Annotated in this window: 16 protein-coding genes; all 16 read right to left on the bottom strand. The window is 59.8% G+C overall.

The window, feature by feature from the left end:
* Positions 1–25: 25 nt before the first annotated feature.
* On the bottom strand, positions 26–550 hold the full coding sequence (locus PQQ95_RS29365; protein WP_408443923.1) for a helix-turn-helix transcriptional regulator: 525 nt from the start codon (positions 548–550) through the stop codon (positions 26–28).
* A gap of 50 nt (positions 551–600) precedes the next feature.
* Positions 601–849 (bottom strand): hypothetical protein, encoded by a 249-nt coding sequence (locus PQQ95_RS29360; RefSeq protein ID WP_408443921.1) that lies wholly within the window; start codon positions 847–849, stop codon positions 601–603.
* Positions 850–1,189: 340 nt separating this feature from the next.
* The gene (locus tag PQQ95_RS29355; protein ID WP_408443918.1) at positions 1,190–1,774 is read right to left on the bottom strand and encodes an NUDIX domain-containing protein; all 585 of its coding nucleotides are present in this window, start codon (positions 1,772–1,774) and stop codon (positions 1,190–1,192) included.
* A 42-nt stretch (positions 1,775–1,816) separates the two neighbouring features.
* A complete protein-coding gene (locus PQQ95_RS29350) occupies positions 1,817–2,113 on the bottom strand; it encodes a DUF2818 family protein (protein ID WP_408443916.1) in 297 nt (98 codons plus the stop codon).
* Positions 2,113–3,585, bottom strand: coding sequence for an NADH-quinone oxidoreductase subunit NuoN (gene nuoN, locus PQQ95_RS29345; protein ID WP_408443913.1), 1,473 nt, complete (start codon positions 3,583–3,585; stop codon positions 2,113–2,115). Before nuoN ends, PQQ95_RS29350 begins: the two co-directional genes overlap by 1 nt.
* Before the next feature lie 25 nt (positions 3,586–3,610).
* Complete coding sequence (locus tag PQQ95_RS29340; RefSeq protein ID WP_408443910.1) at positions 3,611–5,101, bottom strand: NADH-quinone oxidoreductase subunit M; 1,491 nt, start codon at positions 5,099–5,101, stop codon at positions 3,611–3,613.
* A gap of 14 nt (positions 5,102–5,115) precedes the next feature.
* Complete coding sequence (gene nuoL, locus PQQ95_RS29335) at positions 5,116–7,188, bottom strand: NADH-quinone oxidoreductase subunit L (protein WP_408443908.1); 2,073 nt, start codon at positions 7,186–7,188, stop codon at positions 5,116–5,118.
* Positions 7,189–7,205: 17 nt separating this feature from the next.
* Positions 7,206–7,511: an NADH-quinone oxidoreductase subunit NuoK gene (gene nuoK / locus PQQ95_RS29330; protein ID WP_013339863.1), complete on the bottom strand. Its 306-nt coding sequence runs from the start codon at positions 7,509–7,511 to the stop codon at positions 7,206–7,208.
* A 20-nt stretch (positions 7,512–7,531) separates the two neighbouring features.
* Positions 7,532–8,227 carry an NADH-quinone oxidoreductase subunit J gene (locus tag PQQ95_RS29325; RefSeq protein ID WP_408443906.1) on the bottom strand — a complete coding sequence of 232 codons (696 nt, stop codon included), beginning with the start codon at positions 8,225–8,227 and terminating at the stop codon, positions 7,532–7,534.
* A 191-nt stretch (positions 8,228–8,418) separates the two neighbouring features.
* Entirely contained in the window at positions 8,419–8,907 is a 489-nt protein-coding gene (gene nuoI, locus PQQ95_RS29320) for an NADH-quinone oxidoreductase subunit NuoI (RefSeq protein ID WP_012432383.1), read from the bottom strand.
* Between the two features lie 15 nt (positions 8,908–8,922).
* The gene (gene nuoH, locus PQQ95_RS29315; RefSeq protein WP_408443903.1) at positions 8,923–9,987 is read right to left on the bottom strand and encodes an NADH-quinone oxidoreductase subunit NuoH; all 1,065 of its coding nucleotides are present in this window, start codon (positions 9,985–9,987) and stop codon (positions 8,923–8,925) included.
* Positions 9,988–12,321: an NADH-quinone oxidoreductase subunit NuoG gene (gene nuoG, locus PQQ95_RS29310; RefSeq protein WP_408443900.1), complete on the bottom strand. Its 2,334-nt coding sequence runs from the start codon at positions 12,319–12,321 to the stop codon at positions 9,988–9,990.
* A 110-nt stretch (positions 12,322–12,431) separates the two neighbouring features.
* Complete coding sequence (gene nuoF, locus PQQ95_RS29305) at positions 12,432–13,760, bottom strand: NADH-quinone oxidoreductase subunit NuoF (protein ID WP_408443897.1); 1,329 nt, start codon at positions 13,758–13,760, stop codon at positions 12,432–12,434.
* On the bottom strand, positions 13,757–14,242 hold the full coding sequence (gene nuoE / locus PQQ95_RS29300) for an NADH-quinone oxidoreductase subunit NuoE (protein WP_054034960.1): 486 nt from the start codon (positions 14,240–14,242) through the stop codon (positions 13,757–13,759). The genes nuoF and nuoE overlap by 4 nt, the downstream gene beginning before the upstream one ends.
* A gap of 131 nt (positions 14,243–14,373) precedes the next feature.
* Positions 14,374–15,627 (bottom strand): NADH-quinone oxidoreductase subunit D, encoded by a 1,254-nt coding sequence (locus PQQ95_RS29295; protein ID WP_408443895.1) that lies wholly within the window; start codon positions 15,625–15,627, stop codon positions 14,374–14,376.
* Positions 15,628–15,636: 9 nt separating this feature from the next.
* Positions 15,637–16,239: an NADH-quinone oxidoreductase subunit C gene (locus tag PQQ95_RS29290; protein WP_408443892.1), complete on the bottom strand. Its 603-nt coding sequence runs from the start codon at positions 16,237–16,239 to the stop codon at positions 15,637–15,639.
* Positions 16,240–16,246: the final 7 nt, after the last annotated feature.

The raw sequence follows: 16,246 nt of genomic DNA, 5'->3' as shown, positions 1-16,246 counted from the left end.
CGCGCAACTAGCCCCTGCGCACCTTTTAAGCCACCAGGAATTCGAGTCGGCGGTTAAGCCGCGGTTCGAGTTCGCGCACCTCTTTGGCGAGGTTGATCTGCTTGGCCGATTTCGCGACATCGAATACATCCGCCTTGATGTCATATCCGCCACGCGCAGTCAGCCAACCAAGGATGTCCGACAGATGCCACACCGACGCGCTGCCCTCGTGAACCGGCGGCGGGAAGTCGGTTGCGTGGCTCAGCATCAGCTTACGCATGTTTTGCCGTGACACACCCGCGACCTCAGCGACGTCTGTAAGGCCGACGAAATCCGGCCCCGCTTCGACAAGGCGCGCAGACGGCACTGCCTGCTTGATATCTTTGAGCGCACTGACAAGCGCCTCGAACGCCGACGCGCCTTCGCGAGCGAAAACCAGCGCCATGCGCCCCGGCTGCCCCACGCCGATCGTAGCGTCGTCACACCCGGCCTCGCCCAGCCGTTCGACGATTTCGTCAAGATCGCAATCTTCAGCCGCGAGCCGGTACTTCAAGGTGAATACATATTCCATGAGCTACTCCTACCTTCATTCAGCTTCGGGCTTTTGCCCTTCGAACACTTTTACTGCCGATGCGTCGTGCAGTTGTCAACAATGCGCCGGATGTGCTTTGCGTGATTGCCGGGATTCTTTGGCGTACTCCACACACTCGATATGCAGAACTCACCGCAACGACATTCCGCGTCGTTGTAAGGACAGTAAATCTTCCCCCATGCGTGACCTTTGCCGCCGCCCTGCACACGCCAGCCGTTTCTCTCCGCATAGGCCAGCGCAGCTTCGACCTCTTTTTTGGAATGGACTCCACGAACCATCTATACCCTCCAATTTAGTACGTGTGCAACTGGTTGTCAAGTGACAACCAGTTGCACTGACGACTTTAATCGCGCACATCCCACACTCTTCGTTATCCAAAATAACTGCGATAACAGACTCTGTTGCCAGACGTCGATACTAGAGTGACAACGATCAGGGGGCGAGACTGTCAGATGGCATAGGACTGGAACCCGTTTTTCAGACACGGGAAAACGCATTGAGTCGATAGGACGCCTGCAATGACAAAGCCCCTGCAGGTCATAAACCGACAGGGGCTTTTTGGCAGATGTTCCAACCGGCGTTTGATTCGCGCCAGTTCTGCATGCCGAACTGAGCGCGCTATTGCGGCTCGGCCATTGGCCAGGTACCCGACAAAGCCTTCTCCAGCCAGAACGTACCAATGATGGTTTTCACATCCGTCACCTTGCCGGTGCGCACCCATTCCAGCATATCGGTGACGCTGGCCGTAAACAGCTCGAGGAATTCGCCGTCGTCGAGTTTGCGCTCGCCGGCAGTCAGTCCGCGCGCCAGGTAAATATCGATGAATTCGGTCGAGTAGGAAATGATCGGATGAATCCGCGTCAGATAAACATACTCGCGCGCCGTATAGCCGGTTTCTTCCTGCAGCTCACGTTTCGCGCAGGCCAGCGCGCCTTCGTTCGGATCGAGCTTGCCCGCCGGATACTCGACCATGACCTTGCCCATCGGATAGCGATACTGGCTTTCCAGCAACACGCGGCCGTCGTCGAATAGTGGAATCACCATCACCGCGCCCGGATGCTGAACGTACTCGCGAGTGGCCTGCTTACCGTCGGGCAAGCGGACCGTATCGCACTTGAGCGTCAGGAATGGCCCTTGATGGATCGTTTTGCTCTCAACACAGGTCTCGGTGAGAGCGGCGTCGTGATCGGGAAGTTCAGCCATGTGCGACCTCAGGACAGCTTGGTGCGCGACGGCGAGACGCCGTCAGCGACGTTTGACGAGATACTGGAAGGTAAAGCCGGGGAATGCGAACACGACGAACAACGCGAACGTGATCGCGTAGAACTGCCACCCTTGTTCGAAGCGGTTACCCGCGCGCGCTTCCAGCAGAAAACCGAGCGCGCCGACCGCAAAGTACAGCACGATCAATTCGGCAATCCGGATCCAGGCGCTCTTCTTCGCCGCTTTCAACGGCACGGCGGCGAAGAGACGCTGATTCAGGAACGGCAGGTTGGCGCCGACCAGCGCCAACAACACGATAAACCAACCTGCAGCCGACATCAGAGCAACAGGGTGTGCTGGATAGCCTGCAGGCAGGCCTTCAACAGCGGATCCGGCACGATACCGAGCACCAGCACGGCAACGCCATTGAGCGCGAGCAACGCACGCGTGCTCGTATCGGCGAGGATCGGAGACTTGTCTTGCGGTTCGTCGAAGTACATCAGCTTGACGATACGCAGATAGTAGAACGCACCGAACAGCGACGTGATCACGGCCAACACGGTCAGCCACGTCAACCCGGCATTCATGGTGGCCTGCAGCACCGCGAGCTTCGCGTAGAAACCGACCGCAGGCGGAATGCCGGCGAGCGAGAACATCATGATCATCATCACGAACGCGAACACCGGGCTGCGTTGATTCAGGCCCTTGAAGTCTTCGAGCGTATCCGCTTCGAAATCGCGGCGCGCCAGCAGCATGATGACGCCGAAGGTGCCCAGCGTCGTAATCAGGTAGACGATGCTGTAGAACATCGCCGAGCCATACGCGTTAGCGGCGCCCGTGGTCTTCTGGTCGACCACACCGGCCAGCAGCCCCAGCAGCACGAAGCCCATGTTCGAGATTGCCGAATAGGCGAGCATGCGCTTGACGTTGCGCTGCACGATACCGGTAATGTTGCCGACGATCAGCGACAGCGCCGCCAGAATCACCAGCATCTGCTGCCATTCGACCGCGAGCGGCAGCAGGCCCATTACGAGGAAGCGCAGACCCCACGCGAATGCCGCCACCTTCGGACCGCCGCCGACGATCAGCGTCATGGCCGTCGGCGCGCCCTGATAGACGTCAGGCACCCACATGTGGAACGGCACCGCACCCATCTTGAATGCCACGCCCGCCACGATGAAGATCACACCGAACAGCAGCACGCTCGGATCATAGTGGCTCGTGCCGATCGCCTTGAACACTTCGTTCAGGTCGAGCGAACCGGTCGCACCGTACAGCATCGAGATGCCGTACAGCAGGAAACCGGAAGCCAGCGCGCCGAGTACATAGTATTTCATCGCAGCTTCGTTCGACTGCGGCACTTCGCGGCGCAGCGCGATCACGGCGTACAGCGACAGCGACATCAGTTCCAGACCGAGATACAGCGTCAGGAAGTTGTTGCCGGAGATCATCACGAGCTGGCCGAGCAACGAGAACATGCCCAACAGGAAGAAATCACCGCGGAACAGACCGCGATCTTCGAGGTAGCGGCGCGAATAAACGATCGACACCGCGTAGCCGAGCGACACCACCGCTTTCATCACGCTCGCGAACGAATCCACCACATACATGTGGCCGAAGAAGTAGTGCACCTGCGGGTCGAACGCGTTCACCGCGAACCAGATGCCGGCAATCAGCGTCGAGAAGAACGCGATGAAATACGTGGTACGGCGACCGGCCTGGCCGACGAACGTGTCGTTGAGCCACGCGACCACAACGGCGAGCATCACCAGTGCGTCGGGCAACAGGGCAGTCATAGGGGCGTTTTGCATGATCTTTAAATTCCTCCGCTCTGCATTACTGTGGCAACGGCAGTTTGGACTGCGCGACGTGGGAGAGGAGGTTTTCCACGGATACGTGCATCACATCGGTAAAGGGCTTCGGATACAGGCCCATGAACAGCGTCAGTGCAGCGAGCACTGCCAGCATGAAAAACTCGCGACGGTTGATGTCGAGAAGGCTCTTCACGTGATCGTTGGCAATCGCGCCGAAGTACACGCGCTTGTACATCCACAGCGTGTAAGCCGCGCCGAGAATCAGCGTAACCGCCGCACCGCCCGCGATCCAGAAGTTGTACTGGACAGCAGCCAGAATCACCATGAACTCGCCGACGAAACCGGAAGTACCCGGCAAGCCGCAATTGGCCATCGAGAACAGCATCACGAACGCCGCGAACTTCGGCATCACGTTGACGACGCCGCCGTAGTCGGCGATCTGACGCGAGTGCATACGGTCATACAGCACGCCGATGCTCAGGAACATCGCGCCCGACACGAAGCCGTGCGAGATCATCTGCACGATCGCGCCTTCCACGCCGAGTTGATTGAAGATGAAGAAGCCCAGCGTCACGAAACCCATGTGCGCGATCGACGAATACGCGACCAGCTTCTTCATGTCGGCCTGCACCATCGCGACCAGACCGATGTAAATCACCGCGATCAGCGACAGCGTAATGACGACCGGTGCGAGAAAGTGGCTTGCGTCCGGCGCGATCGGCAGCGAGAAGCGCAGGAAACCGTACGCACCCAGCTTCAGCATGATCGCGGCCAGCACGACCGAGCCGCCAGTCGGCGCTTCCACGTGGGCGTCAGGCAACCACGTGTGAACCGGCCACATCGGCACCTTCACGGCAAACGCCATGAAGAACGCTATGAATATCAATATCTGCGGCGTCATGCCGATCTGCGCGTTCTGCCACGTCGCCAGATCGAACGTGCCGGTCTGGATGTACAGGTACAGCAACGCAACCAGCATCAACAGCGAGCCCATCAACGTGTAGAGGAAGAACTTGAACGCCGCATACACGCGGTTCGCCCCGCCCCACACACCGATGATGATGTACATCGGAATCAGCGTCGCTTCGAAGAACACGTAGAACAGCATGCCGTCCGCTGCGCTGAACACGCCGACCATGATGCCGGACAGGATCAGGAACGAAGCAAGGTACTGACCCACGTTCTTCGTGATGACTTCCCACGCGGCGATCACCACGATCACCGTAATCAATGCGGTCAACACGACAAACCACATCGAAATGCCGTCGACACCCAAGTGGTACGTGATGTTGAAGCGCTCGATCCAGTTCGCCTTTTCGACGAACTGCAGATCGGCCGTGTTCGAATCAAAACCTGTAATCAGCGGGATCGTCACGAGGAAACTGACGACCGAGCCGATCAGCGCAATCCAGCGCGCCGGAGCCGGGTTCCGGTCGGAACCAATAGCCAGGACCAGGAGACCTACGAGGATCGGTAACCAGATCGCAATACTGAGAATCGGATAAGCGTGCATTAGTGTCCCTCGCCTTATTTGCCGCCGAGCGTTACAAACAGGGTCAGGAGCCCCAACATGCCGATAATCATGGCAAACGCGTAGTGGTAGATGTAGCCGGATTGAAGGAAGCGGATCACGCCGGCAAACCAGCCGATAAAGCGTGCGCTGCCGTTGACGATACCGTCGATAACCACGACGTCGCCTTCCTTCCAGAGACCACGGCCAATTGCCACGGCGCCCCGCGCGAACACGACTTCGTTGATCTTGTCCATGTAGTACTTGTTGTCGAGCAGCGTGTAGATCGGACCGAACGCGCGCTTGATGACAGCCGGCAGATCAGGACGAACCAGGTACAGGAACCACGCGGTCACCACACCCGCAAGTGCCAGCCATACCGGCAGACCCGAAACCGAGTGCAGGCCCATCGATGCCCAGCCCTGGAATTCTTCAGCCATCTCGTGCACCGCAGGATGGTTTTCGCCGATGAAGATCACCTTGTCGAACGCCACGCCGTGCTGGAAGAAATCTCCGAACAGCATCGGACCGACGCCGATCGCACCGATCACCACCGACGGAATCGCCAGCAGCACCAGCGGTACCCACACCACCCACGGCGTTTCGTGCGGTTCGTGTGCGTGGTCGTCGTGCCCGTGACCATGACCATGAGCGTCATGGCCGTGACCATCATGCGCGTGCGCGGCCGCTTCGGCGCCCATCGGCGATTCCGGATGCTTCGGATCGCGAAAGCGCTCTTTGCCGTGGAACACCAGGAAGTACATACGGAACGAATACAGCGCCGTGACGAACACGCTCGCCACGACCGCGAAGTAGGCAAAGCCCGAACCCGGCAGATGCGACAGCTTCACTGCGTCGATGATCGAGTCTTTCGAGTAGAAGCCGGAGAAGAACGGCGTGCCGATCAGCGCCAGCGAACCCACCAGCGAGGTGATCCAGGTAATCGGCATGTACTTGCGCAGGCCGCCCATGTTGCGGATGTCCTGATCGTGGTGCATGCCGATAATCACGGAGCCCGCGCCGAGGAACAGCAGCGCCTTGAAGAATGCGTGCGTCATCAGGTGGAACACGGCGACCGAGTAGGCCGATGCGCCGAGCGCGACCGTCATGTAACCGAGCTGCGACAGCGTCGAGTAAGCCACCACGCGCTTGATGTCGTTCTGGATGATCCCGAGGAAGCCCATGAACAGCGCCGTGATCGCACCGATCACCATCACGAACGACAACGCCGTATCCGACAGTTCGAACAGCGGCGACATGCGCGTCACCATGAAGATACCGGCCGTCACCATGGTTGCCGCGTGAATCAGTGCGGAGATCGGCGTCGGGCCTTCCATCGAATCCGGCAGCCACACGTGCAGCGGGAACTGCGCCGACTTACCCATCGCGCCGATGAAGAGGCAAATACAGGCAACCGTCAGCAGACCCCAGTCCGTGCCCGGGAAGCTCAATGCCGCCAGTTCGGTACGCTTCGCGAAGACGTCGCCGTAGTTCATCGAACCGGCGAACGCGAACAGCAGACCAATGCCGAGCAGGAACCCGAAGTCGCCGATGCGGTTCACGAGGAACGCCTTCATGTTCGCGTAGATCGCCGTCGGACGCGTGAAGTAGAAGCCGATCAGCAGGTACGACACCAGACCCACCGCTTCCCAGCCGAAGAACAGCTGCAGGAAGTTGTTGCTCATCACGAGCATCAACATCGAGAACGTGAACAGCGAGATGTACGAGAAGAAGCGCTGGTAACCGTCGTCGTCAGCCATGTAGCCGATCGTGTAGATGTGCACCATAAGCGACACGAAGGTCACCACGCACATCATCATCGCCGTCAGCGAGTCGACCAGGAAGCCGACCTCGAACTTCGTCTGGCCGATCTGCATCCAGTTATAGACCGTCGCGTTGAAACTCGCGCCGTCCATCACCTGGAAGAAGACGATGGCCGAAAGGATGAAGGAGACCGCGACGCCGAGGATCGTGACCGAATGCGCGCCGGCTCGCCCTACCGCTTTCCCGAACAGCCCCGCAATCAGAGAGCCGGCCAGCGGTGCCAGCGGGATCGCCAGCAGCAGGTTTTCATTGAGTGTCGTTGACATAACCGCTTTACCTGAAATTAACCTTTGAGCTGATCGAGGTCCTCGACATTGATCGTGTCGAGGCTACGGAACAGGGTCACCAGAATTGCGAGTCCGATCGCCGCTTCCGCTGCTGCAACCGTCAGCACGAAGAAGACGAAGATCTGGCCATGCACGTCGCCGAGGTAATGCGAGAACGCGACGAAATTGGTGTTCACCGCCAGCAGCATCAGTTCGATCGCCATCAGGATGATGATGACGTTGCGCCGGTTCAGGAAAATGCCCACCACGCTGATCGCAAACAGGATCGCGCCGAGGACAAGGTAATGAGCAAGGGTCAACATGATTTCTATCTCCTGTCCGCTCAGCTGTTTTTAGCGGGTGCCGAGTCGGCCGTTGCTGCCGCCGCAGCCGCTGCTGCGGCTTCTTCCGCCGCGACAGTTGCCGCGGTCTTTTCAGATGCCATCTTCACGATGCGCACACGGTCCTGAGCACGCACCTTGACCTGCTCGCTGACGTTCTGGCGCTTGCTGTCTTTCTTGTGACTCGTGGTCAGCGCGATCGCCGCGATGATCGCCACCAGCAGCACGAGGCCGGCGACTTCGAACGCGAAGATGTAGTCGGTGTAGATGACCCTGCCGATCAGGCGGGTGTTCGACCAGTCGCCCATGCCGTTTGCGGCGGCCGTGGTGTCACGCAGCGCGGTGGCGGTCGCACCGTAGCCGTGCCACAGAATCAGCGCGGTCTCGATCACGATGATCGCGCCCACCAGCGTGGCCATGGGCACGAAGCGTTTGAAGTCTTTTCGCAGTACGTCGATGTTGATGTCCAGCATCATCACGACGAACAGGAACAGCACCATCACCGCGCCGACATACACCAGCACTAGCAGGATCGCGAGGAACTCGGCCTGCAGCAGCATCCAGATCGCGGCTGCGTTGAAGAACGCCAGCACCAGAAACAGTGCGGACGAAACCGGGTTGCGCGAGGTGATCACCTTCAGCCCTGAAACCACCAGGAGCAGCGCGAAGATGTAGAACAGTACGGTCGTGAATTCCATGATTACCGGTTCATCGTTAGGCCATCGTCAGGCATTGTTCTTTGGCACGTGGCGGGTAAAAGCGGCCGAAACCGCCAGAACAGCCGCACAGGTGCGCCGTGCCGCGGCGGTCAGGCCGCGGCGCTCGGCCCGACAACAGGCCGTGTTACTGCTGCATTTACTGCCGCATTTACCGCGTCAACAGAAGCGCTTCAACGATACGGTGCGTCGGCTGCCTTGTTCGCCGCGATCTCTGCTTCGTAGCGATCGCCCACAGCCAGCAGCATGTCTTTCGTGAAATACAGGTCGCCGCGTTTTTCGCCGTGATATTCGAGAATGTGCGTCTCGACAATCGAATCGACCGGGCAGCTCTCTTCGCAGAAACCGCAGAAAATGCACTTGGTCAGGTCGATGTCGTAACGCGTCGTGCGGCGCGTGTTATCCGCACGGGTTTCCGATTCGATCGTGATGGCGAGCGCCGGGCACACCGCTTCGCACAGCTTGCAGGCGATGCAGCGTTCTTCGCCGTTTTCGTAGCGGCGCAGCGCATGCAGGCCACGGAAACGCGGCGAAATCGGGGTCTTCTCTTCCGGGAACTGCACCGTCACCTTGCGCTGGAACGTGTAACGTCCGGTCAGCGCGAGGCCTTTGAGCAGTTCCGTCAGGAAGAAGGTCTTGAAAAAGTTTTGGATTGCGGTCATAGGTTCATCCGCCCTTTATTTCCAGATATTCAACGGCGACATGATCCAGAAGCCGACCACGACGAGCCACACCACGGATACCGGAATGAAAACCTTCCAGCCCAGACGCATGATCTGGTCATAGCGATAGCGCGGGAACGTGGCACGCGCCCAGATGAATACCGACAACAGGAAGAAAACCTTGGCGACGAGCCATACGATGCCCGGGACAAACGACAGGAAGCCGAACGGTGCACTCCAGCCGCCGAGGAACAGTGTTGCAGCCAATGCCGAGATCACGATCATGTTGATGTACTCGGCGAGGAAGAACAGCGCGAACGCCATCCCCGAGTAATCGATCATGTGGCCCGCGACGATTTCCGACTCCCCTTCCACCACGTCGAACGGGTGACGGTTCGTTTCGGCGATGCCCGAGATGAAGTACACGACGAACATCGGCAGGAGCGGCAGCCAGTTCCACGACAGGAAATTCACGCCGTAGCTGGCAAAAATGCCGCGCTCTTGCGAACCGACAATGTCCGACAGATTCAGGCTGCCCGACGTCATCAGCACGACGACAAGGGCAAAGCCCATCGAAATTTCGTACGAGACCATCTGAGCAGCAGCGCGCATGGCGCCAAGGAACGCGTACTTCGAGTTCGATGCCCAGCCCGCCAGAATCACGCCGTACACGCCGATCGACGAGATCGCCATCGCATAGAGCAGACCCGCGTTGATGTCGCCGAGAACCGCACCCGCCTGGAACGGAATCACCGCCCAGACCGCGAAGGCCGGCACCACTACCATAATCGGCGCGATCATGTAGATCCAGCGGCTCGCCTGGGCCGGCTGAATCACTTCTTTCAGCAACAGCTTCAGCACGTCGGCGATCGGCTGCAGCAAACCTGCGGGGCCGACGCGGTTCGGGCCGAGACGCACGTGCATCCAGCCGATCAGCTTACGCTCCCACAGGATCAGGTAAGCCACGCACAGCAGGATCACGACGGCCACCACCAGGATGCGCACCAGTGCCCACACCGTGGGCCATGCCACACCGAGAAGCTGGGTGCCGCCCGAGTTGATCGTATCGAACAAGCTCATTTACGCCTTCTCCACCACCAGTTCACCGAACAGGCTGCCCAGCGCTGCACCGGCAGGCGTAGCCGCCGATACGCGGACGACCGTCTCCGCAAGATTTGCGTCGCGCACGGCCGGCAACTGCACCGATTGCTCGCCCTGGCGCACGCGCACTGCGTCGCCTTCCTTCAAACCCAGTTTGTCGAACAGCGCAGCCGGCAAGCCGACCGAATTCGCTGCACGCGCCGCTGCCGTCAGATGCAGCGACTCGGCACGACGCACCAGCGCGTCGGCATGGTAGATCGGCACGTTGGCGATACGCTCGAACTTGCCTTCCGCTGCCTTCGCTGCCTTGCCGCGTACAACCGCAACGCCCGTCTTGTTCGACAGACGCGACTTGATCTCGCCATCGCCGAGGGCTGCCGTGCGCACTTCTTCCGCGGTGTCGAATTCGAAACCCGGCACGCCCAGCAGGCTGCCCAGGACGCGCAGAACCTTCCATGCCGGACGCGTGTCGCCGAGCGGACGCACGACGCCGTTGAACGTCTGCACCGTACCTTCAGCGTTGACGAACGTACCCGCCGTTTCCGTGAACGGAGCGATCGGCAGCAGGACGTCAGCGTATTCAGCGCCAATCTGGAACGGCGACATCACGACGACCATTTCAGCCTGCTTCAGCGCGGCCAAAGCCTGCGCCGGATTGGCCGTGTCGAACTCGGGTTCGACGTTCAGCAGCACATAACCCTTGCGCGGTTGCTCGAACACTTCGCGAGCGTTCAGACCACCCTCGCCCGGCAATGCGTTCACCAGATGCGCGCCGACCGTGTTGGCGGCTTCCGTGAGGAAACCCAGCGTCGCGCCGGTTGCGTCTGCGATCCATTGCGCCGCAGCGTGAATCGCGGCGAAATCCGGATGGCGCACCGCACCGTTGCCAAGCAGCACCACGCGGTGCTCGCCGGTGACGAGCGACTTCGCGATCTGTTTGTCGGCGTCCGTCGGCTGCGTGCCGGCGAAGGCTTCCGGCAATGCAACGCCGTTTGCTTCCGAAACCGCGCCAGCGATGCCCGCCAGTGCGTCGAGCCATGCCGACGGTGCGGCAACGACGCGCTGGGCTTGCGGAATCAATGCATCGTCATTGGTGGCTTGCACCAATGTGAGCTTCGTGCCGGTCTTGGCAGCTTGACGCAGACGCGCGGCAAACAGCGGATGATCGCGGCGCAGATCCGAACCGATCACCAGCGCAGCGTCGACGTTCGAGAGATCGGCGATCGTCGTGCCGAGCCACGGTGCACCGTTGAGGGCCGCGGAGAAATCCGACTGACGCAAACGGAAGTCGACGTTAGGCGTGCCGACCGCCTGGGCCAGCTGCTTCAACAGGAACAGTTCTTCGACAGTGCTGTGGGCGCTGCCGAGCGCGGCCAGCGCGCTCGCGCCATGGTCGCCCTTGATGCCCTTCAGGCCCTTGACCACGTATTCAAGCGCGGTTTGCCAGTCGGTCTCGACCCACTTGCCGCCTTGCTTGAGCATCGGCTGCGTGAGACGTTCCGGGCTGTTCAGGGCTTCGTACGAGAAGCGGTCCTTGTCCGAAATCCAGCATTCGTTGATGGATTCGTTTTCGAACGGCAGAACACGCATCACGCGGTTGTTCTTGACTTGCACCACGAGGTTCGCGCCGACGGAATCGTGCGGGCTCACCGACTTGCGGCGCGACAGTTCCCACGTACGGGCGCTGTAACGGAACGGCTTGCTGGTCAGCGCGCCGACCGGGCACAGATCGATCATGTTGCCTGACAGTTCGGAGTCGACCGTCTTGCCGACGAACGACGTGATTTCCGAATGCTCGCCGCGGCCCAGCATGCCGAGCTCCATCACGCCGGCGACTTCCTGGCCGAAACGGACGCAGCGCGTGCAGTGAATGCAACGCGACATTTCTTCCATCGAGATCAGCGGGCCGACGTTCTTGTGGAACACGACGCGCTTTTCTTCGCTATAGCGCGATGACGACTTGCCGTAACCCACCGCCAGATCCTGCAGCTGACACTCACCGCCCTGATCGCAGATCGGGCAATCCAGCGGGTGGTTGATCAGCAGGAATTCCATCACGGCTTGCTGACCCTTCACAGCCTTGTCCGACTTGGTGCGCACGATCATGCCCGCCGACACCGGCGTGGCGCATGCAGGCACGGCCTTCGGCATCTTTTCGACATCGACCAGGCACATCCGGCAGTTGGCCGCAATCGACAGCTTCTTGTGATAGCAGAAGTGAGGAATGTACGTGTCGACCTTATGCGCAGCCTGGATCACCATGCTGCCTTCAGGCACCTCTACTTTCTTGCCGTCTATTTCAAGTTCAACCATGATGGTCAATCTTCCTTAACCTGTTACCGCTCAATCGTTCGCCCTGTTCATCGCCCGTTTCAGGCGATGAATCCCGCGGATGACGTGTTCTGGTGCACTACCTGCCGTACTTAGGCAGCCACTGTTTCCGACGCCGCTGCCGCACCGGCGTGACCGCCGACGAGGCAATGCTTGTGGGCGACGTGGTATTCGAATTCGTCCCAGTAGTGCTTGAGCATGCCGCGAACCGGCATGGCCGCTGCATCGCCGAGCGCGCAAATCGTGCGGCCCATGATGTTTTCAGCAACCGAGTTCAGCAGATCCAGATCTTCCGGACGGCCGAGCCCGTGCTCGATACGATGCACGACGCGATACAGCCAGCCGGTGCCTTCGCGGCACGGCGTGCACTGACCGCACGACTCTTCGTAATAGAAATACGACAGACGCAGCAGCGAACGCACCATGCAACGCGTTTCGTCCATCACGATGACCGCGCCGGAACCGAGCATCGAGCCGGCCTTGGCGATCGAGTCGTAATCCAGATCCGTCTGCATCATCATTTCGCCCGGGATGACCGGCGCTGACGAGCCGCCAGGAATCACGGCCTTGATTTTCTTGCCGCCGCGCATGCCGCCGGCCAGTTCCATCAGCGTGGCGAACGGCGTGCCGAGCGGAATTTCATAGTTGCCCGGACGCTCGACGTCGCCTGCGATCGAGAAGATCTTCGTGCCGCCGTTATTCGGCTTGCCGATTTCAAGATAATTCTGCGGACCGATCGCGAGCAGGAACGGCACGGCAGCGAACGTCTCGGTGTTGTTGATCGTGGTCGGTTTGCCGTACACGCCGAAGCTCGCCGGGAACGGCGGCTTGAAGCGCGGCTGGCCTTTCTTGCCTTCGAGCGATTCGAGCAACGCGGTTTCTTCGCCGCAAATGTAGGCGCCGTAACCGTGGTGCGCATGCAGTTCGAACGAGAAGCCCGAACCCATGATGTTGTCGCCGAGGAATCCAGCGCGACGGGCTTCTTCCAGCGCCTCTTCGAAGCGCTTGTAGACTTCCCAGATTTCGCCGTGGATATAGTTATAGCCGACCGTGATGCCCATCGCGTACGCGCCGATGGCCATGCCTTCAATCAGCGAGTGCGGATTGAAACGCAGAATGTCGCGGTCTTTGAACGTGCCCGGCTCACCTTCGTCCGAATTGCAGACGAGGTACTTCTGGCCCGGGAACTGGCGCGGCATGAAGCTCCACTTCAGGCCGGTCGGGAAACCCGCACCGCCGCGGCCACGCAGACCCGACGCCTTGACGTCGGCAATCACCTGCTCGGGCGGAATCTTTTCTTCCAGAATGCGGCGCAGCTGGGCGTAACCGCCGCGCGCCACATAGTCTTCGAGATGCCAGTTGTCGCCGTTCAGGCCGGCGAGAATCAGCGGTTTGATGTGACGATCGTGTAAAGACGTCATTTCGAAAGTTCCTCGAGCAGCTGGTCGATCTTCGCGCGGCTCATGAAGCTGCACATGCGATGGTTGTTCACCAGCATCACCGGCGCATCGCCGCACGAGCCCATGCACTCACCTTCTTTCAAGGTGAACTTGCCGTCAGCCGTGGTTTCGCCGAAGTCGATGCCGAGCTTCTGCTTCAGATATTCAGCGGCGCTGTCGGAGCCGCCGTCCGGGCCGAGCTGGCACGGCAGGTTCGTGCAGAGCGTGATCTTGTATTTGCCGACCGGCGAGGTCTCATACATCGTGTAGAAGGTAGCCACCTCCTGCACGGCGACCGCCGGCATGCCGAGATAGTCCGCGACGAACTGCATGAGTTCGGGCGACAGCCAGCCATGCTCTTCCTGAGCGGTAGCCAGCGCCGACATCACGGCGGACTGTTTCTGATCGGCGGGATACTTCGCGATCGCACGATCGATTTCTTTCAGGCCTTCAGCTGAGATCATTTTCAGACACGACTCTTTCAATTCCTACCGAACGAAAACCCGTCGCGCGTTGCATGTTGCGACAGACCCGGCGTTCCTTTGCTTGACGCGCGCTTCGGTACAACCTGAAGACGCGCGCGGATGAATACGTCCTAGCGATCCACTTCGCCGAACACGATGTCCTGCGTACCGATGATCGTCACGGCGTCGGCGATCATGTGACCGCGCGCCATTTCATCGAGTGTGGACAGGTGTGCATAACCCGGCGCGCGAATCTTCAGGCGATACGGCTTGTTCGCGCCGTCCGAGATCAGGTAGATACCGAACTCGCCCTTCGGATGTTCGACAGCGGCGTATGCCTCGCCTTCCGGCACATGGAAGCCTTCCGTGAAGAGCTTGAAGTGGTGAATCAGATCTTCCATGTTCGACTTCATGCCGACACGCGACGGCGGCGCAACCTTGTGATTGTCGACCATCACCGGGCCCGGATTCTTACGCAGCCACTCAATGCACTGTTTCACAATCCGCGTGGACTGACGCATTTCTTCGACGCGGACCAGATATCGGTCATAACAGTCGCCGTTTACGCCGACCGGAATGTCGAAATCGAGCTTGTCGTAGACTTCGTACGGCTGTTTCTTGCGCAGATCCCACTCGATACCCGAGCCGCGCAACATCGCGCCGGTCATACCGAGGTTCAGCGCGCGTTCCGGGCTGACCACGCCGATACCGACCAGACGTTGCTTCCAGATTCGGTTGTCGGTAAGCAGCGTTTCGTATTCGTCGACGCACTTCGGGAAACGCGTGAAGAAATCGTCGATGAAGTCGAGCAGCGAACCTTGGCGGTTCTCGTTCATCTTGGACAACGCCTTCGCATTGCGAATCTTCGACGCCTTATATTGCGGCATGACGTCAGGAAGATCGCGATATACGCCGCCCGGACGATAGTAAGCTGCGTGCATCCGTGCGCCGGACACCGCTTCGTACACATCCATCAGGTCTTCGCGTTCGCGGAAGGCATACAGAAACACGGCCATCGCGCCGACGTCGAGCGCGTGTGCGCCAATCCACATCAAGTGGTTCAGCACCCGCGTGACTTCGTCGAACATGACGCGGATGTACTGCGCGCGCACCGGCACTTCAATGCCGAGCAGCTTTTCGATCGCCATCACGTAGCCGTGCTCGTTGACCATCATCGACACGTAGTCGAGACGGTCCATATACGGCACGGACTGGATGAAAGTTTTGGTTTCCGCGAGCTTTTCGGTCGCGCGATGCAGCAGACCGATGTGCGGATCGGCGCGTTGGATGACTTCGCCGTCGAGTTCGAGCACAAGGCGCAGCACACCGTGCGCTGCCGGATGCTGAGGGCCGAAGTTGAGCGTGTAGTTCTTGATCTCTGCCATGGCGTTCTCTTAGTGTTTCAGACCGCCATAGCGATCCTCGCGGATCACGCGCGGCGTGATTTCCCGCGGCTCGATCGTCACAGGCTGATAGACGACGCGCTTTTCTTCCGGGTCGTAACGCATTTCGACGTAGCCGGAGACAGGAAAGTCTTTACGGAACGGGTGACCAATGAAACCGTAGTCGGTCAGGATGCGGCGCAGGTCCGGGTGGCCTTCGAAGACGATGCCGTACAGGTCGAATGCTTCGCGCTCGTACCAGTTGGCCGAATTCCAGATATCGACGACCGACGCAATGATCGGCACTTCGTCGTCCGGTGCGAACACGCGCAGACGCAGACGCCAATTGTTCTGCACCGACAACAAATGCAGAACGGCCGCGAAACGCGGACCGTCGTAGGCGCCGTCGGCGTAGGTCTGATAGTCGACGCCGCATAGATCGACCAACTGCTCGAAACCGAGCGAGCGGTCGTCGCGCAGACGCGTTGCCACATTGATGTAGTCGCTCGCCTTCACGACGATCGTCAACTCACCGATTGCCTCGGTGGTGCTCAACAGGAGGCCGCCAAAGGCCGCCTCGAGGTTCGCTTTCAGGGTCTCGAGTTTGCTTGCCATATTGTGG

This window comes from Paraburkholderia caffeinilytica (genome assembly GCF_046030355.1).
GTDB classification, from domain to species: domain Bacteria; phylum Pseudomonadota; class Gammaproteobacteria; order Burkholderiales; family Burkholderiaceae; genus Paraburkholderia; species Paraburkholderia caffeinilytica_B.
This window is presented reverse-complemented; position numbering and strand designations above follow the sequence as displayed.